At 66.9% G+C, this 25,399-nt stretch carries 26 protein-coding genes, 1 tRNA gene and 2 pseudogenes; 11 read left to right on the forward strand and 18 right to left on the reverse strand.

Annotated elements, in window-relative coordinates:
• Window positions 1-152 precede the first annotated feature (152 nt).
• The 3 genes from ID132_RS03440 to ID132_RS03450 form a co-directional block, all read right to left on the reverse strand.
• Window positions 153-1,214, reverse strand: a complete 1,062-nt coding sequence (locus ID132_RS03440; protein WP_125106419.1) for an NlpC/P60 family protein — start codon at window positions 1,212-1,214, stop codon at window positions 153-155.
• Between the two features lie 203 nt (window positions 1,215-1,417).
• Window positions 1,418-2,443, reverse strand: coding sequence for a C40 family peptidase (locus ID132_RS03445; protein WP_125106420.1), 1,026 nt, complete (start codon window positions 2,441-2,443; stop codon window positions 1,418-1,420).
• A gap of 224 nt (window positions 2,444-2,667) precedes the next feature.
• Window positions 2,668-3,357 (reverse strand): metal-dependent transcriptional regulator, encoded by a 690-nt coding sequence (locus tag ID132_RS03450; protein WP_125107402.1) that lies wholly within the window; start codon window positions 3,355-3,357, stop codon window positions 2,668-2,670.
• Between the two features lie 99 nt (window positions 3,358-3,456).
• Between ID132_RS03450 and serC the strand changes: the two genes are divergently transcribed.
• Window positions 3,457-4,566 (forward strand): phosphoserine transaminase, encoded by a 1,110-nt coding sequence (gene serC / locus ID132_RS03455; protein WP_125106421.1) that lies wholly within the window; start codon window positions 3,457-3,459, stop codon window positions 4,564-4,566.
• Here the strand turns inward: serC and ID132_RS03460 are convergent, their stop codons facing one another.
• Window positions 4,567-5,043, reverse strand: coding sequence for a DUF3027 domain-containing protein (locus ID132_RS03460; protein ID WP_235988276.1), 477 nt, complete (start codon window positions 5,041-5,043; stop codon window positions 4,567-4,569).
• On the reverse strand, window positions 5,036-5,419 hold the full coding sequence (locus tag ID132_RS03465) for a cold-shock protein (protein ID WP_125106423.1): 384 nt from the start codon (window positions 5,417-5,419) through the stop codon (window positions 5,036-5,038). The genes ID132_RS03460 and ID132_RS03465 overlap by 8 nt, the downstream gene beginning before the upstream one ends.
• 90 nt (window positions 5,420-5,509) lie before the next feature.
• Here ID132_RS03465 and ID132_RS03470 point away from each other — a divergent pair, with 90 nt between their 5' ends.
• From ID132_RS03470 to ID132_RS03485, 4 genes are all read left to right on the forward strand, one after another.
• The gene (locus ID132_RS03470) at window positions 5,510-5,770 is read left to right on the forward strand and encodes a hypothetical protein (RefSeq protein ID WP_164509715.1); all 261 of its coding nucleotides are present in this window, start codon (window positions 5,510-5,512) and stop codon (window positions 5,768-5,770) included.
• A 68-nt stretch (window positions 5,771-5,838) separates the two neighbouring features.
• Window positions 5,839-7,446: a helicase-associated domain-containing protein gene (locus ID132_RS03475; RefSeq protein WP_164509716.1), complete on the forward strand. Its 1,608-nt coding sequence runs from the start codon at window positions 5,839-5,841 to the stop codon at window positions 7,444-7,446.
• 11 nt (window positions 7,447-7,457) lie between these two features.
• Window positions 7,458-9,101, forward strand: a complete 1,644-nt coding sequence (locus ID132_RS03480) for a DNA repair helicase XPB (RefSeq protein WP_125106425.1) — start codon at window positions 7,458-7,460, stop codon at window positions 9,099-9,101.
• Window positions 9,102-9,108: 7 nt separating this feature from the next.
• Window positions 9,109-10,107 (forward strand): LLM class flavin-dependent oxidoreductase, encoded by a 999-nt coding sequence (locus ID132_RS03485; RefSeq protein WP_125106426.1) that lies wholly within the window; start codon window positions 9,109-9,111, stop codon window positions 10,105-10,107.
• Between the two features lie 11 nt (window positions 10,108-10,118).
• Here the strand turns inward: ID132_RS03485 and ID132_RS03490 are convergent, their stop codons facing one another.
• The gene (locus tag ID132_RS03490; protein WP_125106427.1) at window positions 10,119-10,928 is read right to left on the reverse strand and encodes a class I SAM-dependent methyltransferase; all 810 of its coding nucleotides are present in this window, start codon (window positions 10,926-10,928) and stop codon (window positions 10,119-10,121) included.
• 80 nt (window positions 10,929-11,008) lie between these two features.
• Between ID132_RS03490 and ID132_RS03495 the strand changes: the two genes are divergently transcribed.
• From ID132_RS03495 to ID132_RS03505, 3 genes are all read left to right on the forward strand, one after another.
• Window positions 11,009-11,710, forward strand: coding sequence for a response regulator transcription factor (locus ID132_RS03495; protein WP_125106428.1), 702 nt, complete (start codon window positions 11,009-11,011; stop codon window positions 11,708-11,710).
• Between the two features lie 587 nt (window positions 11,711-12,297).
• On the forward strand, window positions 12,298-13,467 hold the full coding sequence (locus ID132_RS03500) for a sensor histidine kinase (RefSeq protein WP_459562427.1): 1,170 nt from the start codon (window positions 12,298-12,300) through the stop codon (window positions 13,465-13,467).
• Between the two features lie 92 nt (window positions 13,468-13,559).
• Window positions 13,560-13,850 (forward strand): WXG100 family type VII secretion target, encoded by a 291-nt coding sequence (locus ID132_RS03505; protein ID WP_125106430.1) that lies wholly within the window; start codon window positions 13,560-13,562, stop codon window positions 13,848-13,850.
• Window positions 13,851-13,914: 64 nt separating this feature from the next.
• On the opposite strand, the gene groL is transcribed toward ID132_RS03505, so the two are convergent.
• The 4 genes from groL to ID132_RS03525 form a co-directional block, all read right to left on the reverse strand.
• Entirely contained in the window at window positions 13,915-15,534 is a 1,620-nt protein-coding gene (gene groL, locus ID132_RS03510) for a chaperonin GroEL (protein ID WP_125106431.1), read from the reverse strand.
• Window positions 15,535-15,644: 110 nt separating this feature from the next.
• Window positions 15,645-15,857: a cold-shock protein gene (locus ID132_RS03515; RefSeq protein ID WP_125106432.1), complete on the reverse strand. Its 213-nt coding sequence runs from the start codon at window positions 15,855-15,857 to the stop codon at window positions 15,645-15,647.
• 68 nt (window positions 15,858-15,925) lie between these two features.
• A complete protein-coding gene (locus tag ID132_RS03520) occupies window positions 15,926-16,501 on the reverse strand; it encodes a LytR C-terminal domain-containing protein (RefSeq protein ID WP_125106433.1) in 576 nt (191 codons plus the stop codon).
• A gap of 29 nt (window positions 16,502-16,530) precedes the next feature.
• Entirely contained in the window at window positions 16,531-16,818 is a 288-nt protein-coding gene (locus ID132_RS03525; RefSeq protein ID WP_193127861.1) for a DUF3263 domain-containing protein, read from the reverse strand.
• A gap of 112 nt (window positions 16,819-16,930) precedes the next feature.
• On the opposite strand from ID132_RS03525, the gene msrB reads away from it, so the two are divergent.
• A complete protein-coding gene (gene msrB, locus ID132_RS03530) occupies window positions 16,931-17,335 on the forward strand; it encodes a peptide-methionine (R)-S-oxide reductase MsrB (protein WP_125106435.1) in 405 nt (134 codons plus the stop codon).
• Here the strand turns inward: msrB and ID132_RS03535 are convergent.
• The 3 genes from ID132_RS03535 to ID132_RS03545 form a co-directional block, all read right to left on the reverse strand.
• On the reverse strand, window positions 17,325-17,870 hold the full coding sequence (locus tag ID132_RS03535; protein WP_193127862.1) for a YceI family protein: 546 nt from the start codon (window positions 17,868-17,870) through the stop codon (window positions 17,325-17,327). The two genes, msrB and ID132_RS03535, sit on opposite strands and share 11 nt — an antisense overlap.
• A 57-nt stretch (window positions 17,871-17,927) precedes the next feature.
• Window positions 17,928-18,003, reverse strand: a tRNA-Thr gene (locus ID132_RS03540).
• 45 nt (window positions 18,004-18,048) lie between these two features.
• The gene (locus ID132_RS03545) at window positions 18,049-18,801 is read right to left on the reverse strand and encodes an SDR family NAD(P)-dependent oxidoreductase (protein WP_125106437.1); all 753 of its coding nucleotides are present in this window, start codon (window positions 18,799-18,801) and stop codon (window positions 18,049-18,051) included.
• Between the two features lie 84 nt (window positions 18,802-18,885).
• Between ID132_RS03545 and ID132_RS03550 the strand changes: the two are divergent.
• Window positions 18,886-19,847 (forward strand): annotated as a pseudogene (locus tag ID132_RS03550) (ABC transporter ATP-binding protein).
• On the opposite strand, the gene rlmB reads toward ID132_RS03550, so the two are convergent.
• The 4 genes from rlmB to ID132_RS03570 all read right to left on the reverse strand — a co-directional run bounded on the left by rlmB (window position 19,844) and on the right by ID132_RS03570 (window position 23,937).
• On the reverse strand, window positions 19,844-20,815 hold the full coding sequence (rlmB, locus tag ID132_RS03555) for a 23S rRNA (guanosine(2251)-2'-O)-methyltransferase RlmB (protein ID WP_193127863.1): 972 nt from the start codon (window positions 20,813-20,815) through the stop codon (window positions 19,844-19,846). The pseudogene ID132_RS03550 and the gene rlmB sit on opposite strands and share 4 nt — an antisense overlap.
• Window positions 20,812-22,218 (reverse strand): cysteine--tRNA ligase, encoded by a 1,407-nt coding sequence (cysS, locus tag ID132_RS03560; protein WP_125106440.1) that lies wholly within the window; start codon window positions 22,216-22,218, stop codon window positions 20,812-20,814. The genes rlmB and cysS overlap by 4 nt, the downstream gene beginning before the upstream one ends.
• A 5-nt stretch (window positions 22,219-22,223) precedes the next feature.
• Window positions 22,224-23,438 carry a 2-C-methyl-D-erythritol 4-phosphate cytidylyltransferase gene (ispD, locus tag ID132_RS03565; protein ID WP_125107403.1) on the reverse strand — a complete coding sequence of 405 codons (1,215 nt, stop codon included), beginning with the start codon at window positions 23,436-23,438 and terminating at the stop codon, window positions 22,224-22,226.
• Between the two features lie 16 nt (window positions 23,439-23,454).
• Complete coding sequence (locus ID132_RS03570) at window positions 23,455-23,937, reverse strand: CarD family transcriptional regulator (protein WP_125106441.1); 483 nt, start codon at window positions 23,935-23,937, stop codon at window positions 23,455-23,457.
• A 162-nt stretch (window positions 23,938-24,099) separates the two neighbouring features.
• Here ID132_RS03570 and ID132_RS03575 point away from each other — a divergent pair, with 162 nt between their 5' ends.
• Window positions 24,100-24,639: a hypothetical protein gene (locus ID132_RS03575; protein ID WP_193127864.1), complete on the forward strand. Its 540-nt coding sequence runs from the start codon at window positions 24,100-24,102 to the stop codon at window positions 24,637-24,639.
• A gap of 69 nt (window positions 24,640-24,708) precedes the next feature.
• On the opposite strand, the pseudogene ID132_RS03580 reads toward ID132_RS03575, so the two are convergent.
• Window positions 24,709-25,393: pseudogene (locus ID132_RS03580) on the reverse strand (response regulator).
• Window positions 25,394-25,399 lie beyond the last annotated feature (6 nt).

Raw genomic sequence — 25,399 nt, forward strand, 5'->3', positions numbered from 1 at the left:
CAACGGGCCGGAGTTGCCGATCTTGCCTCGGCGACGCGCGAGCTCGTCACGCAGAGTTCACGCGTTCGACACCTCGACTGCGCGCTGGGGCGAAAACGCAAACGGGCGGGCACCACTCGAAGAGTGCTGCCCGCCCGCATGCGATACCGGTACTAGCCGTTGACGCGGATGATGACGTCGTAGAAGTACGGGTCGCCCTGGTACGAGGTGAGGACGTTGTCGTTCTTCGCGCCGTTCCAGCCACCGTGGTAGGCCTGGCCGCCACCGGCGTAGACCGAGACGTGGTAGCCGTACTTGATCATGATGTCGCCGGCCTGCGCCTGGCTCGGGTCGATCTGCGTGCCGAACTGCGTGAAGTCGCCAACACCGTAGTCGTAGCCGCCGTCGAGGCGAGCGGTCGTGAGGCCGGCCGCGGCGAGCGCGTTCTGCACGTAGTCGGTGCAGTCCATGCCGTACGAACCAAGCATCGACTGGAGGTAGCTCAGCATGACCTGCTGCACGTTGCCGGTCGCGGGGGCGGGAGCCGGAGTCGACGCGGAGCTGCTGCTGCCGGTGCTGTCGGACGACGAGGCCTCAGTCGAACTCGAGCTCGTGTCGGCGGCAGTCGTGGTCTCTTCGGGCTCTTCGGTCGGCACGGCCACGGCCGCCGAAGCGACGGTTGCCGAGTCGAACGACTCGATCTCGGTTGCCTCGGTCGACTCGGCAGCGGGAGCCGACTGCTCCTGCGCGGCGGCCTCTTCGGCCTTCTTGTCTTCGGCAGCCTGGGTCGCGGCGTCGGCGGTTGCGCCGGTGACCTGCGAGTTTACGGCCGAGAGGAGGTCGGCCTGGTGCTGCGTGTCAGCGACAACGGCACCCTGACCAGCAACCGTGGTGAGACCAACGGCAGCAAGGGCGGTCACCGAGGCCGCGGCGGCGAAGCCACCCGCGGTACGACGGCGACGCTGCGCGATGAGCGCTGCAGGGCGGGCGGCGCGGACCGTGAGGCCGCGGGGCGCCTCGGCCTCGGCAGCCGGCTCGCTGAGCTGGTTAATGAGTTCGGTCGGCAGCACCGAGATGAGCGCGGTCATCTCGTTGCGCTCGATGCGACCGGTGTCCTCGCGGTGGAACGACGAGCCGGGCTCGGCATTTGCCACGGGGCGGACGCCGGTACGGCGCTCGATCTCACGTGCCTGACGGCGGGTGAGCGTTGCGCCATTCTGAGTGGTGTTGTCCAATTTCGACCCTCCGCACCGCGGNTTTCCCCGCCCACCGAGACTTTGGTGAGTGTACCGAGGGGGCGGGTTGGCGGTGCCTCGGTATGACCTGAACACGGTCGTGTTCGTCGACAAAAATGAGCGTAACGAAAGATCACGGGAATGTCACGCCCATGTGACAGAAATCTCACAAAAAGATAACGAGATTTGTCACGGAGCCCGATTTAACCGAGGTGCACGAAGTAGTGCGAGCCCCAGTCAATGGTGCCGTAGCGGACGACATCGCCTGCGTACGGAGCGTGCAGCATCGAGTTCGGGCCGGCGTAGAAGCCGATGTGCCCGTCGTAGATCACGAGGTCGCCAGGCTGCGGATCGGTCGTCACGGTGCCCATCGACGCGAGCTGCGCGATCGAGGTCGTAGCGCTGTAGCCCGACTCGTTGAGCACCCAGGCGACGAAGCCTGCGCAATCGAAGCCCGACGGCGTGGTGCCGCCCCAGACATAGGGAGTGCCCATGTACTGCTCGGCGATCGACATGACCGAGCTGCCCGAGGTGCTCGCGGATGCGGTGGCACTCGAGTCGGCGGCGGCCGTGGTGTCATCGGTCGCGGTCTCGCTGGAGCCTTCGGCGCTCACTTCGGTGACCGAGGCCTCGGGCTCCTCGACCTCGGTGGCCGCGGCGGCGGACGACACTGAACCGGCGTCAAACGCCTCGATCTCGGTCAGCTCGCTCGACTCAGCGGCAGGATTGCTCGATTCGGCAGTGGTGTCCTTTTCAGTGTCGTCCGACTTCACGGTGCCGTCGGACTGCTTGAGGGCCTCATTGGCACCAACGCGGGCCAGCAGGTCGGCTTCGTGGTTCGAGCTGTCGGCCACGACGGCACCCTGGCCAACGACCGAGGTAAGACCGACGGCAGCGAGCGCGGTGATGGATGCGGCGGCAGCGAATCCGCCGGCAGTGCGGCGGCGACCGCGGGCGACGAGGGCGGCGGGGCGCTCGGCACGAACGGTGAGCCCGCGTCCATTACGGCTCGACACGGCCGCAGTCTCAGCCTCGGCAGCAAGCTCGGTGGGGATCACCGAGAGCAGCGCGGCCATTTCATTGCGATCGATGCGACCGGTGTCCCACACGTTCGACGTGCTGGGGCACGGGGAGACGGTCGTCGACGCGACGGGCCGGACGCCAGTGCGGCGCTCGATCTCGCGGGCTTCCCGACGAGTAAGTGCGCCAGTGGGGGTGGTGTTCTGCAAAGTTTCGACCCTCCGCACCGCGGNCTCCCCCGCCCACCGAGATCTAGGTGAGAAGTACTGAGGGGGCGGGTTCGCGGTGCCTCGGTACATCGTGAACGCGAGTGCGTTCGTCGATACACCAACGGTAACGAAAGATCACGAAAATGTCACGGTAATGTACCGAATTTGGATACTTTAGATAACGTTTCCCTGGTCAGAGCCACTTTTCAATTATAACGGCGCGTCTACTCGGCCGTGATATAGACGTGGCGAGCGAGCTGGATCGGCACGTCGACCTTCGTCGACCCTCCCACCGGCGAGAGACGAATGTCGTCGCCGAGATACTCGACCACGACCCGGCTGCCAGGCAGCACGCCCTGCTCCCGGAACATCCGCATCGACTCGAGATCGGCCTGGAGTGGCTCGCCGAGGCGGCGCACCTCGGCAACATCGCCCGAAGAGATCTCGGCCTGGTCGAGCGAGGCTACGCCTCGAAAAAACTCCACGTCGGGCTGCAGCCCGCAGTCGACCTCCGAAGGGATCGGCGTGCCGTACGGTGACTCGGTCGGCTCCCCCAGCAGCTTGTAGATGCGTTCCTCGGCCTCGTCACTCATGACGTGCTCCCACCGACAGGCCTCGTCGTGCACGATGGCGAGGTCGAGGCCGATCACGTTCGCCAGCAGCGACTCGGCGATGCGGTGCTTGCGCAGCACCCGAATCGCTTTTTCCCGACCCGTCGTGGTGAGCACGAGTCGTCGGTCTGCGGCTACTTCAACGAGGCCATCGCGCTCCATGCGCGCAATCGTCTGCGACACCGTTGGCCCCGAGTGTCCCAGTCGCTCCGAAATTCGGGCACGCAGCGGCGTGATGTCCTCTTCTTCGAGGTCAAGAATCGTTCGGAGGTACATCTCCGTTGTGTCCACCAGGTTCGACACCATGCACCCCCTTCCGCTGTTCGCAAGGCACGTTATTCAAATATATCGGCTCTGCCCTGATGCGATGCGCAGGCTCACGCCGCACGTAGTCTTATTGTCATGACAGACATGCGCATCCCCGTCGATCTTCTGCCCGCAGACGGCCGTTTCGGCTCGGGCCCCTCGAGGATCCGCGAAGCGCAGCTCGACGAACTCGTGGCCCGCGGCCGCGACGTGCTCGGCACCTCGCACCGCCAGGCGCCGGTGAAACAGTTGGTGGCATCGGTGCGCGCACAGCTCGCCGAGCTCTACGCCCTGCCCGACGGTTACGAGGTCGTACTCGGTAACGGCGGGTCGACGGCGTTTTGGGACGCGGCGGCATTCGGGCTGATCGAAACGCGCGCACAGGTCGCATCGTTCGGCGAGTTCGGCGGCAAGTTCGCGAAGGCGGCAGCGGCACCTTGGCTGCAAGCGCCGGATGTTCGGCAAGCGCCGGGCGGCGAGGTCGCGCTGCTCGAGGCTGCCGAGGGCATCGACCTCTATGCGACGCCCCACAACGAGACGTCGACGGGCGCGATGATCACCCCGAAGCGGGTCGATGCGCCGGGCGCACTCACGATGATCGACGCGACGAGCTCCGCCGGCGGCACCGAAACCTCGCCCGCCGAATGGGACGTCTACTACTTCGCCCCGCAGAAGAACTTCGGCAGCGACGGCGGCCTCTGGTTCGCCCTGATGAGCCCGGCCGCGATCGAGCGCATCGACCGCGTTGGCGCATCCGGGCGGTACATCCCCGAGTCGTTGAGCCTGACGCAGGCCGTGGCGAACTCGCGCAAGGAGCAGACGCTGAACACGCCTGCGGTCGCGACGCTCTCGCTGCTCGACTCGCAGCTGCGCTGGATGCTTGAGTTCGGCGGACTGCCCGCCTTGTCGGCGCGTACGAAGGCCTCGAGCGACTACATCTACACCTGGGCCGAAGGGCGCGACTGGGTCACCCCGTTCGTGCAGCGGCCCGAGTACCGCTCGCAGGTCGTCGCGACACTCGACCTCGCGCCCGAGGTCGACAGCGCACAGCTCCGCGCGATTCTGCGCGAGAACGGCGTCGTCGACATCGACCCGTACCGCAAGCTGGGCCGCAACCAGCTTCGAGTCGGCACGTTTGCATCCGTGCCGACCTCCGATGTTGAGCGCCTCGCCGCCGCGATCGATTACGTCGCCGAGCGCCTCTAGCTAGGAACTCCGGCGGCGACGGCGACGCCGAGTGCGGCGCTGTGTCCGCGCCGAGGACTTGCCGCGCGAGCTGCGGAGCTCTTCCGACTCGGCGTCGGCGTCGGCGGCCCCGGGTTCGGGTTCTTCGCCCTCGTCATCGAGATCCTCGCCGTCGTCCTCGTCAACGAGCTTGCCGCTGCGGTCGTGCGTCGCGCGGAACTCGGCCAGACGCTCGGCCCACGGAATCCACGCGGGCGCGAGCAGGGCATCCTCACCGGGCAGCAGGTCGCACTCGAGCACCGTGGGCTCGTCGTCGTCGACCTGCGTCGTCCAGACGGTCCAAAACCAGTCCGGGTGGCCGGGCACGGCCGAAGCGAAGCGAAGCGTGCGTACGCCCTCCTCGTTGGGCTCGCTCATCGAAATGAGCTCGCCAATCTGCTCGGCGGGTGCGACCTCACCTAGCGCGACGAGCGCGAGCTGGGTCAGCGCGTCAGGCATCGAAGTCATCCGCAACGCGGCGCAGCATGGCCGCAATCTTGGCGCCGGTCGCGCCCTCAGGGTATTTGCCGTGGCGCAGTTGCCCGGCCGAGCGGTCGAGCACCTTGATGAGGTCTTCGACCACGATCGCCATGTCATCGGCCGACTTGCGCTTCATGCGCGTCACCGACGCGGGCGCCTCCACAACACGCACCGACAGGGCCTGCGGGCCCCGACGACCGTCCGCGATGCCGTACTCGAGCTTGGTGCCGGCCCGCAACTGCGTCACGTCGGCGGGCAGCGCGGTGACGTGGAGGAAGACTTCCTGTCCGTCGTCGCCCTGCACGAACCCAAAGCCCTTGTCGGCGTCATAAAACTTGACCTTGCCCGTTGGCATGGCACATCTCCTTGTGCAGCGCAGTCGCGGCTGCGTCGAATCGAACGAACCCCTATTCTACCGACGCCCGCGGTGGCTTAGGCTTGTTCGGTGACCAAGTCCCAGAACCAGGCTCCGGTGGGTCGCGGCGAGCGCGTTCTCGCCAACGCCACCGCGACGCTCGCGATCGTGGCATTCATCTGCCTCCTCGCCGTGCTCATCGCCCCGCTGATGGGCGTCGATTTCGCAACCGACGCGACGTGGTTCTGGCCCGTGGCGTTGCTCGTCGCCTGGTGGGGCTTCCCCATCGCCCTCATCGGCGTCACCGCGGTGATCGTCTGGCGCATCATCGCGAACCGCAGGTACAAGTGACTCAAGTCCCCGACTCGCTACGAATTCTCGCTGCACTCCGACAGCTTGATGAGTCGGGGTTTGTCCGTTTGCTGCGCGCACGGCGGGTGCCGACGCGCGGGCTGACCGACCCGATCGACCTTGCCGAGTGGCTCTGCGACGACGCGAATGTCACGAGCGGTCTTCGCCGCCTGCACTGGCGGCTGCTGCGCGGACTGCGACTCGGGCACGAGAGTGCCCTCGAGGCCGCCGCCCGGCTACAGCTCGCGGTGCGCGGCGACCACATCGAGCTGTTGCCGCACGCACGAGCCGAACTCGAGCGCCTGCTGCCCGAAGTGCCCACTTACACCGACGCGCTCGCGCACGACGCCCCCAGCGGCAGTGACCGCGCCCAGGAGGGCGCCCAACTTGCGCTCGACGCGCTCTGGCAATTGGATGCGCGCCGCCGAGCCGTGCAGCACGCGCGCACCGGCGTTCGGCTTAGCGCGATCGAGCTGCGGCGTCTCGCCGTCGAGCTCGAGCGCCCGGTCGAGGTCGTTTCCGCCGTGTACGCCTGGCTCGCCCACGCCGAGCTCATTGGTCCCGCCGGTGAGATCTGGGCGCCCACCGCATCCGGCCGCGAATTCTCCTCTCGCCCGATCGAGCAGCGGTGGCTGACGCTCGCGCAGGCGTGGCTGGCCGAACTCTCGCTCGACGAGGTGCGCGAGGCGACTTGGCTGCGCGACCCCGAGCATCCGGCGGTTGCGCTCGGCCTCGCCGACGCCGCACACGGCTCACTCACGAAGCTCGGCGCGCTCGTGCTCGACGGGCGCGCGGACGACGCCCGAGACCTCCTCGCCGGCGAACTCACGCCGCCAGTGCACGGCGTCTACGTGCAGCCCGACCAAACCATCATCGCGCCGGGCCCGCTCAGCGCCGCCGACGATGCCGCTTTGCGCGGGGTCGCCGACCTCGAACACCGCGCCCTCGCGAGCCAGTTTCGGCTGACCCAGGCCTCGATCGAGCGAGCCCTGCTCGCTGGCGACACGCTCGCCGGCATCCGCGGGCAGCTCGAGCGACTCTCGCTCACGGGCATCCCGCAGCCGGTCGCCTACCTGCTCGAGTCGAGCGCCGAACGCTTCGGCCGGGTGCGCGTGCGTGCGCACGTTGACGATCTGGGCCGCATCAGCTCGCGAGTGCGCGCCGAGTCGCCGCAGCTGCTCGATACCCTGCGCATCGACACCGCGCTGAGTTCGCTCGCCCTGCGCCCGGCCGACTCTGAGCTCGCCTCGGCCGCGAGCCCCGAAACCACGCTGCTCACGCTCATCGAGGCGCGCTACCCGGCGGCGCTCGAGGATCTCGACGGCGAACTGCGTCGCGGCGTCGACCCGGTCACGGCCCCCGTATACCGGCCGGACCCGAGCGCGACCCTGCGCGCCGCCGCGGCCGCCCTCGCCGAACACACCGCGGGCGAACCCGAGCGCGACGACGAGGCGACCTGGCTGCGCCGGCGGCTCGAGCTGGCGCGCCGCGATCGGGCTGAGCTCCGCCTCGAGATCGCGCTCGGCGGCGATCGAACCGCGCAGCTCGAACTCGTGCCGATTTCGGTCACCGAGCAGCGGCTGCGGGCCCGCGATACCGAAGCCGAGGTCGAGCGCACGGTTCCGCTTCGCGCGATCGTCGCGGTCGAGGGCACCCGGGTCGCCGAACGCGACTAAACTTGCAGGTTATGGCTGACGGACCCCTCATCGTTCAAAGCGACCGCACGGTGCTGCTCGAAGTCGCGCACCCAGACGCGGATGCGGCTCGTCACGAACTCGCGGTGTTTGCCGAACTCGAGCGGGCCCCCGAGCACATCCACACGTATCGAATTACGCGGCTCGGCCTCTGGAACGCTCGGGCGGCCGGTCACGACGCCGACGAGATGCTCGGCACGCTGAACCGGTACGCGAAGTTCCCGGTGCCCGACGCCGTCGCGATCGACCTCCGCGAGACCGTGAACCGCTACGGCCGCCTCACGGTCGACCGTGACGATGACGGTGGGCTCGTGCTGCGCAGCAACGACGAATCGGTGCTGCGGCAGGTCTCGTCAAACAAGAAGATCGCGCCACTGCTGCACGGCGAGCTCGCGCCGGGCGTGATGCGGGTCGAGGACTGGGCACGCGGCGAGCTCAAGCAGCAGCTCGTCAAGCTCGGCTGGCCGGCAGAAGACCTCGCGGGCTACACGCCGGGCACGCCCCACGAGATCGACCTCAATGAGGACGGCTGGAGCCTGCGTGACTACCAGCGCGACGCGGTCGACCACTTCTTCACCGGTGGCTCGGGCGTCGTCGTGCTCCCCTGCGGCGCGGGCAAGACCATCGTCGGCGCCGGCGCGATGGCGGCGGCCGACACGAACACCCTGATTCTCGTGACGAACACCGTCTCGGCGCGCCAGTGGCGCAGCGAGCTGCTCGCCCGCACCTCACTCACCGAGGACGAGATCGGCGAGTACTCGGGCGAGGTGAAAGAGGTCAAGCCGGTCACGATCGCCACCTATCAGATCCTCACCGCGAAGCGGAAGGGCCAGTACGCGCACCTGTCGCTGCTCAACGCGCTCGATTGGGGCCTCATCGTCTACGACGAGGTACACCTGCTCCCGGCCCCTGTGTTCAAGCTCACGGCCGAGCTGCAGGCGCGCCGCCGCCTCGGCCTTACCGCGACCCTCGTGCGCGAGGACGGCCGCGAGGGCGACGTGTTCTCACTCATTGGCCCGAAGCGCTTCGACGCGCCCTGGAAAGAGATCGAGGCGCAGGGGTACATCTCGCCCGCCGAGTGCTTCGAGGTGCGCGTCGACCTACCCTACGAGGCCCGCATGGAGTACGCCGGCGCGAGCGACGAAGACCGCTACCGCATCGCGGCGAGCGCCGAGGTGAAGCACGATGTCGCCCGCCGGCTCGTGCAAAAGCACGCGGGCGAGCGCATCCTGATCATCGGCCAGTATCTCGACCAGCTCGACGCGATCGCCGAGGAGCTCCACGCACCGAAGGTGACCGGCCAGACACCGGTCGCCGAGCGCGAGGAGCTGTTCAACGCCTTCCGCTCAGGTGCTGAGCCGATCCTCGTCGTATCCAAGGTCGCCAACTTCTCGGTCGATCTGCCGGATGCCTCGGTGGCGGTACAAATCTCAGGCTCGTACGGTTCGCGACAGGAGGAGGCCCAGCGCCTCGGTCGCCTCCTGCGCCCGTCGTCATCGGGCGTCACCGCGTCGTTCTACACCGTGGTGGCGCGCGACACTGTTGACCAGGACTTCGCGCAGAACCGACAGCGTTTCCTTGCCGAGCAGGGGTATTCCTACTCCATCCTCGACGCGGACGACATCACCGCAAGCTAGGAGCATCATGGCGTTCACCCACCTCGGATTCATCCACCTCGTCCCCTTTGCACGCGACGCCCCGCGCGCCGGGTTCGAGGATGCGATCGACCTGTTCCGCTTCGCCGACGAGCTCGGCCTCGACTCGGGCTGGCTGCGCACGCGCCACATGCAGTACGGCGTGCCCTCGCCCGCGGTGCTCTTCGGCGCCCTCGCGCGTGAAACAACGCACCTCGGGCTCGGCAACGCCGTGATTCCGGTCGAGTTCGAGAACCCGTTCCGGCTCGCGGAGGACCTCGCGACGGCGGATGTGCTCACCGGCGGCCGCGTGTTGCCCGGTCTCAGCGTGCACCCGCCCCGCTACGAGGAGGCGACGAACGACCTCGTCTTCGACACCGGTTGGCGCGAGGAAGACTACGGCTACGGCCGCATCGAGCGGCTCCGGTCGTTGCTGCGCGGCGAGCCGGTGCGCGAGCTCGAGGCGTACTCGGGCTTCGGCGGCGACTTTGACTCGGAGCGCGTCGAGCCGCACTCCGAGGGGCTCGCGGAGCGGCTCTGGTACGGCGGCGGCTCGCTGAAGTCGGCCGCGTGGGCGGGCGAGGCGGGCCTGAACTGGCTCGTGAGCAACATCTCCTCGTCCGAGAACGGCGTCACCAACTTCTCCGCAGCGCAGCGCAACCAGATCGACGCCTATCGCGACGCTGGCGGCTCGCGTGTCACGGTCGCCCGCGTCATCGTGCCCACCGACGGGGCGACGGATGCGCAGGTCGAGAAATACCGCGCGTACGCCGAGGGCCGCAACCCGCGCACCGAGGGCATCGTCGGCCGCAATACGATCATCGCGAAGGATGTGCTCGGCTCGCTCGACGACATTCTCGAGTTCGTCGCGAACGACGCCGCGATTCAGGCGGCCGACGACCTCCTGTTCGAGCTGCCGTTCGAGATGGAGCTCGCCGACTGGAAGCAGATGCTCGAGCAGCTCGCGACGCGCGTCGGCCCAGCGCTCGGCTGGTCGCCGAAGCGCTAGGTCGCGGCCGGCTAGTTCGCCTGACGGAAGGCGAGCAGTTCCCCGTGCGTCATGATGAACATGGCGTCGGGGTCACTGCCCCACGCCTGCCACGCGTGCGAGATGGCCTCAAGCTCATCTTGGCCCGCAAGCTCGCGCTCGAGCACCTCCTCGGTGAAGCGCGACGTGAGCGCCCGCTTCTGCCAGAGCTTGCCCCACCACGCGCAGGTCTCCTCGTCGGCGTACGTCCAGGTCGAGGCGCCGAGCTTGATGTTCTCGAGCGCCGCGGCCCGCGCCCACGCGCGCAGGTGACGCGCCGCATCCGGCGTCGCCTCGTTCGCATGCGCGACCGCGAGGTAGAGCTCGCGCCACCGGTCGAGCTCGCGCGGCTGCGGGTACCACGACATCTCGGCGTAGTCGGCGTCGCGCGCGGCGAGGACGCCTCCGGGGGCGAGCACGCGCCACATCTCGCGGAGCGCGGCGACCGGATCGGTGAGGTGCTGGAGCACCTGGTGGGCGTGCACGACGTCGAAGCTGCCGTCGTCATAGGGCAGCGCCATGACGTCGGCCGCCTCGAAGCGAGTGCGGTCGTCGCCACGCCTCGAGGCCTCAGTTCGCCCGAGCTCGAGCGTCTCCTCGAACAGTTCGAGGCCCGTCACCTGTCCGCTCGGTCCGACCAGCGCGGCGAGGTCGAGCGTGATGGTCGCTGGGCCGCAGCCGACGTCGAGCACGCGCATCCCCTCCCGCAAATGTGGCAGCAGATAACCGCAGGAATTCTCAGCGGTGCGAACGGTGTGCGATGCGAGCACCGAGGGTGCGTGTCCGTGCAGATAACGAGCCATGCGCTCCAAGATATCGACACATAACTTCCGCATAACCGCGCATCAGACGGCATTCAGCAAGCTCGCGCCAAAATAGCTGCATGACTGATGCTGGACCAAAAATCCTGGTGGTAGACGACGAGCCGAACATTCGCGAGCTGCTCTCGACGAGCCTTCGCTTTGCAGGGTTCATGGTGCGCACGGTAGGCAACGGCGCGGGCGCGATTGCGGCCGTCATTGACGAGGAGCCCGACCTGATCGTGCTCGACGTCATGCTGCCCGACATGTCCGGCTTCGCCGTGACCAAGCGCCTTCGTGCCTCTGGGTACGTGTCGCCGATCCTCTTCCTCACTGCCAAGGACGACACCGACGACAAGATCGAAGGCCTCAACTCGGGCGGCGACGACTACGTCACCAAACCCTTTAGCCTCGACGAGATCGTCGCCCGCATCAAGGCTATTCTTCGCCGCACGATGCACACCGAAGAGGAGGCCGTCATTCGAGTCGGCGACCTCACGATGGACCAGGACACGCACGAGGTGTTCATCAACGACGAGCCGGTGGACCTCTCCCCCACCGAGTTCAAGCTGCTGCGCTACCTCATGCTCAACCCGAACCGAGTGCTGTCGAAGTCGCAGATCCTCGACCACGTGTGGGAGTACGACTTCAACGGTGACGCGGGCATCGTCGAGTCCTACATCTCGTACCTGCGCCGCAAGCTCGACGCGCACACGTCGGAGTCGCTGATTCAGACGAAGCGTGGCTTCGGCTACATGCTCAAGGTTCCCGGGGTCAAGGCGTAACTCGTTTGACCTCCGGCCCCTCGCGGTGGGATCAGTTTTCCCTCCGAAACCAGCTCACGATCGTCAACGTGGTGCTGCTCGCCCTCTCTCTGGTGATTGCGGGCAGCGGCACCACGTTGCTGCTGCGACCCACGCTCGTGGGGCAGCTCGACGCGAGCCTACGTTCGATCGCCGCCGACCCGACGCTCGTGCTCGGCGGCGACGCGAGCACGGGCGAGTTCGGTTTCGAGAACATCCGCACGGCGCCGCAGCCGTACTACGTCGCGGTCGTCGATGACTCGGGCCAGGTCATGGTCGACAACTGGGAGTGGCAGCCGCGTTCAGTGGCGCCCGACCTGTCGACCATGGAGCTCAAGTTCGACAGCAATAGCGGCGCTGGCTTCGCGATCTACGAGCTGAAGGATGGGCTCGGCGCGCCCTGGCGCGCGGTGGTGGTTCCGGAAGACCAATACAACTCGAACCAGGTGTTCGGCACACTCATCGTCGCGATGCCGATGTCGAGCGTCAACGCGACGATGGCGAGCTTCCTCGCCATCTTCTTCGGCTTCGGCCTCTCGGTGCTCATCTTCGCGGCCGTGCTCACCCGCATGCTCGTCTCAGCGACACTGCGGCCGCTGCGTAAGGTCGAGTCAACCGCCATGAACTTCGCGGCCGGTGACTACGACCAGCGCCTGCCCGAGGCCACCCCGAACACCGAGGTGGGCCGGCTCTCGCGCTCGCTGAACTCGATGCTCGGGCAGATCGACTCGGCGCTGAATGAGCGAGATAGGACGATCAGCCAGATGCGCCGGTTTGTCGGCGATGCCTCGCACGAGCTGCGCACGCCACTGGTCACCGTGCGCGGCTACGCCGAGCNCTACCGCATGGGCGCGCTCGACGAGCCGACCAAGGTCGGCCAGGCAATGGACCGCATCGAGGGCGAGGCAAAGCGCATGGGCGGCCTGGTGGAAGACCTGCTGCAGCTCGCGCGACTCGACGAGAACCGCGAGATGGCGAAGGATGTGCTCGACCTCGAGCCGCTCGTCGAGGATGCGGCGATGGACACCCGCGCGCAGGCGCCCGACCGCACCATCCGCGTGCATCCGACGGTGCTCGTCGCTGATGAGGATCACCCGTACCGGCCCGAGGAGACGGCGTTCACCGACCTGCCGGTCGAGACGGATGCCCCCACCGAACCCGAGCCCGACACCGATGCACCCGAACCCGTCAAGGGCACCACGCGTGGCCGCCTGGCCCGCGTTCTACGCCTGCGACGACGCTCCTCGCCGGGGGGCCCGAGCGAGCAGCCCGACGCGACCGCCGAGACAGCAAGCGAACCGCTCGAGGGCGGCGAAGAGTTCGCGTCGGACGACGACGTGCCCGCCATGATCTATGGCAACAGCGACAAGGTGCGCCAGGCCATCCAGAACATCGTCGGCAACGCCCTGCGTTACACTCCCGAGGGCACGCCCATCGAGCTCGGGGTCGTCATCGACGTGACCCGCGAGCGCGCCATCGTCGAGATAATCGACCACGGCGACGGCATCCCCGAACAGAGCCGAGCGCAGATCTTCCAGCGATTCTGGCGCGCCGACACCTCGCGTACGCGCGACACCGGCGGCACAGGCCTCGGCCTCGCCATCGTGTCGGCGATCCTACAGACGCACGAGGGCACGGTCGACGTGGTCGAGACTCCCGGTGGCGGTGCCACATTCCGCCTGAGCTTCCCCCTGCTCATGGCGCCACCTGTGGATGAAGAGCCCTCCACAGAATCGTGACATAGAGCCCGGCGCGCAAAACGCCGGGCTCTACCTTTGGGGCCGTGCCTCGCATGAACCAAGGATGTGGGGCCGCAGGAAGGGAGCCCCACATGGCAAAGTTCACCGTCGACAGCGAAATCATTCAGAGCGCGGTCTCGACGGTGCAGGCCGACATCGAGTCGGTCCGCACCGCCGCCAATCAGCTCACAACGCACCTCACGAGCCTGCAGGGCTCGTGGCAGGGCCAGGCACAGGCCCAGTTCCAGAGCGTCGTCGACCAATGGAAGTCGACCCAGGGCCAGGTCGAGACGTCGATCGAGCAGATCAATCAGGCGCTCTCCTCGGCGGGCGTCCACTACGGCAACACCGAGAACGATGTGATTCGCCTGTTCACCGTCTAACAACGGCGAAGGCGGGCGACTCATAGGAGTCGCCCGCCTTCGCGGTATCAGTTGGTGCCAGGGACTAGAAGTCCATGCCACCCGTGGGGTCACCAGCAGCAGCGGCGCCAGCCGGCTGCGGCTTGTCGGCGACAACAGCCTCGGTGGTGAGGAACAGGCCGGCGATCGACGCAGCGTTCTGCAGCGCCGAGCGGGTCACCTTCACCGGGTCGAGGATGCCCTCGGCGATCATGTCGACGTACTCACCCGTCGCAGCGTTGAGGCCGTGACCGGTCTCGAGGCCGCGGACCTTCTCGGCCACAACTCCCGGCTCGAGGCCAGCGTTGAGGGCGATCTGCTTGAGCGCGGCGTCAAGGCTCGACTTGACGATCGCGGCACCGGTCGCCTCGTCAGCAACGAGGTCGAGGGCGTCGATGGCCGAGCCCGACTGGGTCAGCGCAACGCCACCACCAGCGACGATGCCCTCTTCAACCGCAGCCTTCGCGTTGCGGACAGCGTCCTCAATGCGGTGCTTGCGCTCCTTGAGCTCGACCTCGGTGGCCGCGCCCGACTTGATGACGGCAACGCCACCGGCAAGCTTGGCGAGGCGCTCCTGAAGCTTCTCGCGGTCGTAGTCGGAGTCGGTGTTCTGGATCTCCTGCTTGATCTGCGCGACGCGACCCTCGATCTGCGCGGCTTCGCCAGCGCCCTCAACGATGGTGGTCTCATCCTTCGAGATGATGACCTTGCGTGCGCGACCGAGCATGTCGAGGTTCGTGTTCTCGAGCTTGAGGCCGACCTCTTCCGAGATGACCTGGCCGCCGGTGAGGATCGCGATGTCCTGGAGCATCGCCTTGCGACGGTCGCCGAAGCCGGGAGCCTTGACGGCGACCGACTTGAAGATGCCGCGGATCTTGTTGAGCACGAGGGTCGCGAGTGCTTCGCCCTCGACGTCCTCGGCGATGATGAGGAGCTGTTTGCCAGCCTGCATCACTTTGTCAACGACGGGAAGGAGGTCCTTCACGTTCGAGATCTTGCTGTTGACGATGAGGATGTACGGGTCTTCGAACACCGCTTCCTGGCGGTCGGTGTCGGTGACGAAGTACTGCGACAGGTAGCCCTTGTCGAAGCGCATACCCTCGGTGAGCTCCAGGGTGGTCTCGAAGGTGTTCGACTCTTCGACGGTCACGACGCCTTCGCGGCCGACCTTGTCGATCGCCTCGGCGATGAGCTGACCAATGTGCGGGTCAGCGGCCGAGATCGACGCGGTCGCGGCGATGTGTCCCTTGCTCGAGACCTCGACGGCCGAGTTGAGCAGGTGCTCGACGACGGCGGCGACGGCCTTGTCAATGCCACGGCGGACCGAAATGGGGTCGGCGCCGGCAGCAACATTGCGCAGGCCTTCCTTCACGAGGGCCTGGGCGAGCACGGTTGCGGTGGTCGTACCGTCACCGGCGACGTCATCAGTCTTCTTCGCGACCTCCTTGACGAGCTCCGCACCGATCTTCTCGTACGGGTCCTCAAGCTCGATTTCCTTTGCGATCGAGACACCATCGTTCGTGATGGTGGGGGCGCCCCACTTCTTCTCGAGCACAACGTTGCGGCCGCGCGGGCCGAGGGTCACCTTGACGGTGTCAGCGAGCGTGTTCAGGCCACGCTCGAGACCGCGACGAGCCTCTTCATCAAAGGCGATCATCTTCGACATAAATGTGTCGTCCTTTCAGGACCTGAGTGGTCTTCGGATTAGCACTCAGTGTCGTGGAGTGCTAATACCAATGTTGGCACTCCCACCCTGAGAGTGCAAGGAGAGTCCGCCTAGAGCGAGCGCACATGCTCGGCCTGCGGCCCCTTGTCACCCTGCGTCACCTCAAACTCGACCGCCTGGTTCTCCTGCAGAGTGCGGAAACCATTCATGTCGATCGAGCGATAGTGCACGAAAACTTCCTGTGCGGGGGTGGTGTCACCATCAACGGTGATGAACCCAAAACCCTTTTCTGCGTCGAACCATTTCACGATGCCGGTAGCCATAGCGGCACCCTAGGTGGCAAGCGCAACCGGCACGTGAAATTCGCGTGACGGGAAGGGCAACGAGGCCGTTATAGCAGCGCGTCGGCTGCGTCTGCGCCAAGAATCACGACGAGCGTGCCCTCAGCGGCGATATTCGGGTCGACCGAGATCTCGCCGAAGCCGAGCGTCTCCTGCGCGCCCAGCGCCGCGCCGCGCTGGTCTTCGCTCGCGACGACAATGCTCGTAGTCTGGTAGTCGAAGCTGTCGGCGTCGGCGACCGTGCCGACGGTCCAGCCGCCGCTCGTCATGGCCTCCGAGCCCGCGGTCGCGAGGCCGGGCGTGCCGATGCCGTTGAGCACCGTGACGCTGAGCGATGCATCCACCGTCGCGGTGGGGCCCGTCTCGGTCGGCGTCGGGGTCGCTTCGGCGGTGCTCGACTCGGTCGGCGACGTCGTCTCTTCTTGCCCGCCCATGTCGGCGGTGAACTGCACCTGGTTGTCAATCGCCCACATCACGCCGACGCCGATGCCGACGAGCAGCACGAACGCGATGATCGCCACGATCCACGACATGAACTTCGACGCCCAGGTTCGCGGTGCGCGGTGTGCCCCGCGGCGCTTGAGCGTGCGGGGGAAGTCGTCGAAGCGATCCTTGGGGTACTTCACGTGTGCTGAATCTTCCTGCAGGGGTGGGGCTAGTTGCGGGCGTCGACCGTACCAAACCGGTGCGCTCGACGTGCCTCGCGCATCCGCCGAAGCCGGTGCACAAGCATCGGATACGCGACGAGCGCCGAGGGCGACTCAATGAGCGTACCGAGTATCTGATAATACCGAGCCGTAGAATAGCCGAACTGGGCGCGAATCGCGTCCTCTTTCCCCCGGCTATGGCGAGGATGCTCCGCCTCGAACTCGAGCAGGGCACGGTCTTCGTCGTGGAGCGGCGGCGGGCTCGAGTGTCGCAGGGCGCCTGCAGCTTCGGGCATATTCGCCTCCTCAGCGGTGTTGAACTAATAGCGGAATGCTCGCCCTGAGCCTACGCGCGCTCGGGTCATTCGCCCCAACGGCGCGCGTACACTTGCCTAACCAGGAGGTCCCATGTCGTACGAAGTTGAACGCACTGACGCACAGTGGCGCGAGGTACTCAACCCGCAGGAATTCCAGGTGCTGCGGCAGGCTGGAACCGAACGCGCGTTCACCGGTGCGCTGCTGAATGAGGAGCGCCCGGGCACCTACACGTGTCGCGCCTGCGGCAACGAGCTCTTCAATGCGACGACGAAATTCGACGCGGGCTGCGGCTGGCCCAGCTTCTGGGAGCCACTGCGTGAGGGCGCCGTGGAGTATCTCGAAGACAACACGCTCGGCATGCGCCGCGTCGAGGTTCGCTGCGCGAAGTGCGGTTCGCACCTCGGGCACGTGTTCCCCGACGGCTACGGCACCCCCACCGGCGACCGGTTCTGCATGAACTCGGTCAGCCTGGAGTTCGTGCCCGCTACTGCTTAACCAGCGCGAGTTCGAACTCGAGCGTGATCTTGTCGCTGACAAGCACGCCGCCAGAGTCGAGCGGGGTGTTCCACCGAACATTCCAGTCGCGGCGGTCAATGCGTCGCGAGCCCTCGAGGCCCGCGCGCGTTGCGCCCATCGGGTCGTGCTCGATGCCCATGAGCTCGAGCGGGATCGACGTCTGACGGGTAATGCCGCGGATCGTCAGGTCGCCCGTGATGATGAACTGATTGTCGCCGATCTCGTCAATCGAGCTCGAGACGAACGTGATCTGCGGGAACTCGCCGACGTTGAGGAAGTCAGGGCTGCGCAGGTGATCGTCGCGCTCCGGCTGGCGAGTGTCAATGCTCGCGGCCTCGATCGTGACCTGCACGCTCGACTCGCCAAGGTTCTCGGCGTTGATGCTGGCCTGGCCCTGCACGTTGTTGAACGCGCCGCGAACGCGCGACACCATGGCGTGGCGGGTCGAGAACCCGACGCGGGAGTGGGCGTTGTCGATCTGCCAAGTACCGGCAAGCTGCGGATCAATTGCCATGTGCTGGCTCCTTTACTGGGTGCGGTGGTAGCGACTCACCTTAACCCTGCGAAGTCGTGGAGCCGCCTATCGGGTTCGAACCGATGACCTTCTGTTTACAAGACAGATGCTCTACCAGCTGAGCTAAGGCGGCAACAGCATCCCATACTACGGGGTGATGGGATGCTGCGGTAACGAGCTAGATGGCCGTGTAGCCGCCGTCAATGAGGTAGTAGCCACCGGTCACGAACGAGGCGTCCTCGCTGAGCAGGAAGCGCACCACCTTGGCGACCTCCTCGGGCTCACCNAGGCGACCGAGCGGGTGCTTGGCGGCGAGCGCGTTGTACATCTCGTCGGGCATCTGCTTGAGCAGGGGCGTGTTGATGTAGGCAGGGCCGACCGAGTTGATGCGCAGGCCCTGCGCGCCGTACTCGGCGGCGGCGTTCTTCGTGAGCCCGACAACGCCGTGCTTCGCGGCGGTGTAAGCGCCGTTGCCGAGGGCCGCGACGGTCCCGTGAATCGAGGCCATGTTGACGATGGCGCTCTCGGCGGCGCCGGCCTCGAGCATGGCGGGGATCTGGAAGCGCATGCCGTAGAGCACGCCGTTGAGGTTGATGTCGATGACGCGGTCCCAGTCGTCGAGGTCGACCTGACCGGCGGGGGCATTCGCGCCGCCGATGCCCGCGTTGTTCACGGCGTAGTTGAGTTTGCCGTAGGTCTCGATCGCGAACGCGACCGACTTCTCGCTGTCTTCCTTCACCGCGGTGTTCGCGACGAAGGCAGCGGCGGTTCCCCCGGCGCCGGTGATCTCCTCAACGACGCGGTTCGCGCCGTCCTCGTTGATGTCGGAAACGACGACCTTGACGCCCTGCGCGGCGAGCTCCTTCGCGATGGCTTCGCCGATGCCTGAGCCGGCTCCGGTGACCAATGCGACGCGACCTGCAAATGACATGAATATGACCCCTTTTGTTCTCGATGGGAGGTCTGCTCATCGTGGCACCGCGCGCTGAACGACACCCGACTACGATTGCTCGGTATGGCCGCAGTTACCTTCGCGAGTGTCTCGCGCCGCTTCCCCGGCGCCACCCGAAACGCCGTTGACGATCTCAGCATCGAGATTGCCGACGGCGAGTTCTTGGTGTTGGTGGGTCCCTCGGGCTGTGGCAAGACGACGACGCTCCGGATGCTCGCGNTCTCGACCCGGTCGACGACGGCCGCATTCTCATCGGCGACGACGAGGTGACAAACGTCGCGCCGAAGGATCGCGACATCGCGATGGTTTTCCAGAACTACGCGCTCTACCCGCACCTCACGGTCGAGCAGAACATGGGCTTCGGCCTCAAGACGCGCGGCGTCTCGAAGGCCGAGCGCAACGAGAAGGTGCGCGAGGCGGCCAAGCTGCTCGACCTCGAGCCCCTGCTGCACCGCCGACCCTCGGAGCTCTCGGGCGGCCAGCGCCAGCNGGCGATGGGACGCGCCATCGTGCGCGAGCCCCAGGTCTTCCTCATGGATGAGCCGCTCTCGAACCTCGACGCGAAGCTGCGAGTGCAAACGCGAGCGCAGATCGCCTCGCTGCAGCGCCGGCTCGGCACCACGACGGTGTACGTGACGCACGACCAGACCGAGGCGATGACCATGGGCACGCGCATCGCGGTGCTCAACGAGGGCAAGCTGNGCCCCGTAAACGAGTTCGTCGCGAGCTTCATCGGCACACCGGCGATGAACCTCTGGACCGAAAACGGTGAACGCGTCGGCATCCGCGCCGAGGATCTCCGTCTCACGAACGAGGGCGGAATCCCGGCGCGCGTCACGCTCGTCGAGGAGCTTGGCTCCGACGGCTACCTGTTCTGCTCCGGCGAGATCGCGGGTGAAGAGATCCAACTCGTCGCGCGCGTTGACGGCCGCGACCACCCGCAGATCGGTGATGAGGTACGCCTCGAGGCGAACCGGCAGCGCTTGCACCGGTTCCGCCTCGACGACGGCACTCGCCTCAACTAGAGCAATGCTTCCTTCGCCTCGGCGGCGGCCGCGCGCAGCTTCGAAATCTCGTAGCAGGTGACGGACGCGGCGATGCCCGCGTTGAGCGACTCGGTTGCCGCGTCGATCGGAATCGACACGATCGCGTCGCACTGCTCGGCGACAAGGCGCGAAATTCCTTTGCCCTCCGAACCGACGACGACGAGCAGCGGCGAGGTCGCGAGGTCGAGTCCGGGAAGCTCGACGTCACCGTCGCCATCGAGGCCGATGACGAAAACGCCCTGCTGCTTGAGCGACTTGATCGTGTTCGTGAGGTTGCTCGCGAGCGCGACCGGCAGGCGCGCGGCCGCGCCCGCCGAGGTGCGCCACGCGGTCGCGGTCATACCTGCGGCCCGTCGCTGGGGAACGATGACACCGTGACCGCCGAATGCGGCGACCGAACGGATGATTGCACCGAGGTTCCGGGGGTCGGTGATGCCGTCCAGCGCCACGAACAGCGCCACATCGCCGCGCGAGATCACGCGCTCGGTGAGCTCGACCGGGTCGGAGTACTCGTACGGCGGAACCTTGAGCGCGACGCCCTGGTGCACGGCGTCGAACGGCACCATCCGGTCGAGCTCTTGGCGGGTCACCTCGAGCATGGGAATCTGTCGCTTCGCCGCGAGCTGAATGATCTCCTTAATACGGTCATCCACCTCGATGTTCTGCGCGACGTACAAAGTCGTGGCAGGAATCTCGGCGCGCAGTGCCTCGACGGCCGCGTTGCGACCGGTCACCATCTCAGCGTCATTTTGTCCGCTCGACGACGCACGGCGCTGCCGCTGCTGCGGGCGCGCCTGGCGGTTCTTCGCGTCGGCGGCCTGCTTGCGCCGGCGGTCCTTCGCCCAGTGACGGTCCTCCGCCCGCGGCGTTGGACCCTTACCCTCGAGGGCCTTGCGGCCGAGGCCGCCGGTGCCCTTCGCGGGGCCCTTCTTCTGTGACTTAGTCATTCGTTCACGCTCCAGTGTGGTCCTTGCGGGCTGTCTTCAATCGTGATGCCGGCCGCGGCGAGTCCGTCGCGGATCCGGTCGGCGGCGGCCCAGTCTTTGGCTGTGCGCGCCGCGGTGCGCTGTTCGAGTAGTTCGCCGACGAGCTTGTCAAGCACGGGCTCAAGCGACGCACCCGCGTTGTCCTGCGCCCATTCGTCGGCGAGCGGATCGAGGCCGAGGATGTCGAGCATCCCGCGCACGAGCGCCACCGACGCCCTCACTCCCTCGGTGTCCCCCGCCGAGACCCCGTTGTTGCCCTCGGAGACGGTGTCGAAGATGACGGCAAGCGCCTGCGGCACCGAGAAGTCGTCGCGCAAGTGCGCCTCGAATGCCTCCGGGAGCTCGGCCGCCGCGTCCACCTCCCCAACGAGGCGCGTCGCACGCTCGAGGAAGTTCTCGATGCGCGAGAACGCGGCCTCCGCCTCGTCGTAGGCGCTGTCACCCGCCTCGATCGTCGAGCGATAGTGGCCGGTGCCGAGCAGGTACCGCACGACGATGGGCCGGCGCGTGTGCACCAGCTCGGTCGCCGAGATGGTGTTGCCGACCGACTTCGACATCTTCGTGCCGCCGAGCGAGACGAGACCGTTGTGCAGCCAGTACTGCGCGAAGTCGTCGCCCGCGGCCTTCGACTGCGCGAGTTCGTTTTCGTGGTGAGGGAAGCGCAGGTCGCGGCCGCCGCCGTGAATGTCGAAGGCGGGGCCGAGATACTTCGTCGACATCGCCGAGCATTCGATGTGCCAGCCCGGGCGCCCCTCGCCCCAGGGCGACGCCCACGCCGCAGAGGCGGGCTCGTCGGCCTTGCGCCCCTTCCAGAGCGCGAAGTCGGTCGCATTGCGCTTCGCGCGCGCGGGGCCGTCCGCGGCGTCGACCATGTCGGCCGGCCGCTGATGCGTGAGTTCGCCGTAGGCCGGCCAGCTCGCGGTGTCGAAGTAGACGTCGCCCGAGCCGTCGTTCACGGCGTAGGCGTGGCCCCGCTCGATGAGGCGGGAGATGAGCTCCTGTATTTCAGGAATTACCCCCGTCGCGCGGGGTTCGTACGTCGGCGGCAGGATGCGCAGCGCGCCATAGACTTCGCCGAACTCGCGCTCGACGCGGTACGCCAATGCCCACCAGGGTTCCTCCGGCGTCGCGTTCGCGAGCGTCTTGTCGTCGATGTCGGTCACGTTACGCACGAGGGTCACGCGGTACCCTTCGTGCGTGAACCAACGGCGAATCTGGTCATAGATGAGCGCCGAGCGCAGGTGCCCGAGATGGGGTCCCGACTGCACCGTCGGGCCGCAGACGTACAGCGATACCTCGCCCGGGCGGAGCGGAGCAAAGTCGACGAGCGATTGCAGTCGAGTGTCGTAAAGGCGCTGAGTCACGCCCTCTATCTTAGGTTCTCGTTGTCGAGCAGCGCCGTGGCGATCGCGAACACGCCGCCGTCGGTCGTGCGGGCCATGAATCCAAGCCCGTCGCTCGTCGTCGCGCTCACCGAAATCGGTGCACCAAGCACCTCACTGAGGAACGCCGAGGCCTCCTCGGCGCGGCGGCCGAACCGGGGACGGCGGCAGATGACCTGCACGCTCGCGTTGCGGATGCGCCACCCGGCCGACTCGAGCAGCTCACGGGTCGCGCGCAGGAAGACCTCGCCGTGCGCGTTCGCGAAGCGCGGGTCGTCGGTGCCGAAGGTGCTGCCGATGTCGCCGAGGCGAGCAGCGCCGAGCAGTGCATCGACGAGCGCGTGACTCGCCGCGTCGCCGTCGCTGTGGCCGGAGAGGCCAGGCTCCCCCGGGAAATGCAGCCCGGCGAGCCAACATGGCGAATGGTCGTCGAAGGCATGAATGTCGGTGCCGACGCCAACGCGCAGTTCGACCGCGACACCCGCTCGGCGCGCGAGTTCGCGTTCGGCCCGCGCCAGGTCGTGCGGCGTCGTGATCTTGAAGGCGTCCTCGTGACCGGGAATGATCTCGACCCGGCCGCCCGCGGCGGCAAATGTTGCCGCGTCGTCGGTGTCGGCGACGCTCCCCCGCTCGTAGGCGCGACGCAGCGCATCCGCGGGAAAACCCTGCGGCGTCTGCATCGCGCGCAGCGGTGCGCGATCAACGGTCTCGAGCACGAGTCCGGCGCCATCGATGCGTTTGATCGTGTCGACGACCGGCAGGCCGGGCACGGCGCCGTGGCCGGTGGCCCGCACCGCACCAGCGACGCGCTCGTGCAGTTCGCCGGGCGTCAAGGCACGGGCCGCGTCGTGCACAAGAATGACGTCGCAGTCGTCAGGCAGCTGCGCGATGGCCGCCTGCACCGAGTCGTAGCGCGTCGCGCCACCTTCAACGACGGCGGCGCTGACGAGTCGGTCGCTGCCGATTCGCTCGGCGAGCCCCACGAGCAGCCCCTGGGCGTAACCACCGCGCTCGGCATCTGCCGGCGGGGTGGCAATCGCGACGGCCACGCGGCCGGGGAGCGCGTCGAGGGCGCGNACCGTGTGCGCGAGCATGGGCTCACCGGCGAGCTCCACGAAGGCCTTCGGCACCCCAAAACCAAGGCGGGTGCCACTGCCCGCCGCCACAATTACGACGCCGGTACAGGGCACCCCCAGGTGCATAGTTGTCACCGCGGAACTAGGCCGCGAGCACCTTGTCGAGGTGCTCGTTTGCGGCACCCTCGTCAATTTCTTCGGCGAGCGCGAGCTCGCTCACGAGCACCTGTCGCGCCTTCGCGAGCATGCGCTTCTCGCCGGCCGACAGGCCCTTGTCCTGGTCGCGGCGCCACAGGTCGCGCACGACCTCCGACACCTTGAGCACGTCACCCGACGCGAGCTTCTCCTGGTTCGACTTGTAGCGTCGCGACCAGTTCGTGGGCTCCTCGGTGATCGGCGCCTGGAGGACGTCGAAGACCTCCTGGAGGCCACGCTCATCGATAACGTCGCGCACGCCGACAAGTTCGGCGTTCTCAGCCGGCACCTCGATCGTCAGGTCGCCCTGCGAAACGTTGAGCTTCAGGTAGGTCCGCTCTTCACCCTTGATGATGCGAGTCTTGACTTCTTCGATCGTTGCCGCGCCGTGGTGCGGGTAAACGACGGTCTCGCCGACCTCAAGATTCATAGATGGGCCCCTTTCTCCAACGCCCCATTCTATCACGGAGGAGTGCTACTATTCCGCGCCGCCGCCGCGGTGCACGGTGTAGCCCCTACAATCCGCTAGGCTTGGCACAGCTTTATTGGGCGAACCGGGAACGGTTCGCAACCACACCGGGAGGCCCCTGCCGTGAAGATCCGTGCCGTTGCCGCATCCGCCCTGGCTCTTGCGCTTGCTGCAGGCCTGACCGGCTGCAACATGTTCAGCCCGCAGCGCACGACCATGGAGTACGCGGCGAGCGATGGCGTCAACATCGACCTCGGCGACGTGCACGCGCGCAACGTGCTGCTGCTCACCAACGACGCTGGCACTGAGGCGAACCTCGTCTTCACCGCAGTCAATACCACCTCCGAAGACGCCCAGCTCACCCTCGACATCGAAGGCACGACGGTGAACGTCCCCCTCACCTACACCCCGGGCCAGCAGCTCACCGACGTCGGCTTCGGCGACCAGGGCCAGCAGCTCGTGCAGGGTGACTTCACCACCGGGACGACGGTCGAGGTGACCTTCCAGGCTTCCTACACCGACGCCGACGGCGCTCGCCAGACGGTCGAAGCAACTCACGCGGTGCCCGTGCTCGGCGACGACGACGCCGCTTCGGTCCACGAGGAATACCAGACGCTCCTGCCGCAGCAGTCGACCGGCGCCGAGAACGCACCGGTCGGCTAAGACCACGCAGCCAAAGAGGGAGGGCCCCAAACGATCGCTTGGGGCCCTCCCTCTTTGCGTGTGGCGCGCCTAGCCCTCGAAGCGGTAGCCGAGCCCTCGCACGGTAACGAGCAGCTTCGGCGACGACGGGGTCACCTCGATGCGCGAGCGGATGCGCTTGATGTGCACATCGAGCGTCTTCGTGTCGCCGTAGTAGTCGGGTCCCCACACGCGGTCGATGAGTTGACTGCGCGTGAGCACGCGCCCCGCGTTGCGCATGAGGTACTCGAGCAACTCGAACTCCTTGAGCGGCATCTGCGTCAGGTTGCCGCGCACGAGCACGGTGTGGCGATCGATGTCCATGCGGATGTCACCGACCTGGACGATGCTCTCGTCTTCGTCCTCCGAGTCGACCTCGCTGCGGCGCAGCACGGCGCGCACGCGGGCGAGCAGCTCGCGCGTCGAGTATGGCTTCGTGACGTAGTCGTCGGCACCGAGTTCGAGGCCGACGATGATGTCGACTTCGGAGTCCTTCGCCGTGAGCATGATGATCGGCACGGTCGAGGTGGCGCGGATGCGCTTGCACACCTCGGTCCCCTGCATCTCGGGCAGCATGAGGTCCAGCAGGATGAGGTCGGCCCCGNTCGCGCTCAAACTGTTCGACCGCGTCGGTGCCGGTTTCGGCGATCGCGGTCTCGTAGCCCTCCCGCTTGAGGAGGAATGCGAGCGGTTCGTTCAGGGATGACTCGTCTTCGACGATCAGGATTCGTGTCACGTCTCC

The sequence above is a fragment of the Gulosibacter sediminis genome (assembly GCF_014904065.1).
GTDB classification, from domain to species: domain Bacteria; phylum Actinomycetota; class Actinomycetes; order Actinomycetales; family Microbacteriaceae; genus Gulosibacter; species Gulosibacter sediminis.

Coding starts and splice junctions, on each gene's coding strand:
- ID132_RS03570 (WP_125106441.1), bottom strand. CDS start 23,937: ATGAATCTTGAGGTCGGCGAGACCGTCGTTTACCCGCACCACGGCGCG.
- ID132_RS03460 (WP_235988276.1), bottom strand. CDS start 5,043: ATGCCTGACGCGCTGACCCAGCTCGCGCTCGTCGCGCTAGGTGAGGTC.
- groL (WP_125106431.1), bottom strand. CDS start 15,534: ATGTCGAAGATGATCGCCTTTGATGAAGAGGCTCGTCGCGGTCTCGAG.
- ID132_RS03505 (WP_125106430.1), top strand. CDS start 13,560: ATGGCAAAGTTCACCGTCGACAGCGAAATCATTCAGAGCGCGGTCTCG.
- serC (WP_125106421.1), top strand. CDS start 3,457: ATGACAGACATGCGCATCCCCGTCGATCTTCTGCCCGCAGACGGCCGT.
- ID132_RS03465 (WP_125106423.1), bottom strand. CDS start 5,419: ATGCCAACGGGCAAGGTCAAGTTTTATGACGCCGACAAGGGCTTTGGG.
- ID132_RS03480 (WP_125106425.1), top strand. CDS start 7,458: ATGGCTGACGGACCCCTCATCGTTCAAAGCGACCGCACGGTGCTGCTC.
- msrB (WP_125106435.1), top strand. CDS start 16,931: ATGTCGTACGAAGTTGAACGCACTGACGCACAGTGGCGCGAGGTACTC.
- ID132_RS03495 (WP_125106428.1), top strand. CDS start 11,009: ATGACTGATGCTGGACCAAAAATCCTGGTGGTAGACGACGAGCCGAAC.
- ID132_RS03490 (WP_125106427.1), bottom strand. CDS start 10,928: ATGGCTCGTTATCTGCACGGACACGCACCCTCGGTGCTCGCATCGCAC.
- ID132_RS03515 (WP_125106432.1), bottom strand. CDS start 15,857: ATGGCTACCGGCATCGTGAAATGGTTCGACGCAGAAAAGGGTTTTGGG.
- rlmB (WP_193127863.1), bottom strand. CDS start 20,815: ATGACTAAGTCACAGAAGAAGGGCCCCGCGAAGGGCACCGGCGGCCTC.
- ID132_RS03525 (WP_193127861.1), bottom strand. CDS start 16,818: ATGCCCGAAGCTGCAGGCGCCCTGCGACACTCGAGCCCGCCGCCGCTC.
- ID132_RS03485 (WP_125106426.1), top strand. CDS start 9,109: ATGGCGTTCACCCACCTCGGATTCATCCACCTCGTCCCCTTTGCACGC.
- ID132_RS03535 (WP_193127862.1), bottom strand. CDS start 17,870: ATGGCAATTGATCCGCAGCTTGCCGGTACTTGGCAGATCGACAACGCC.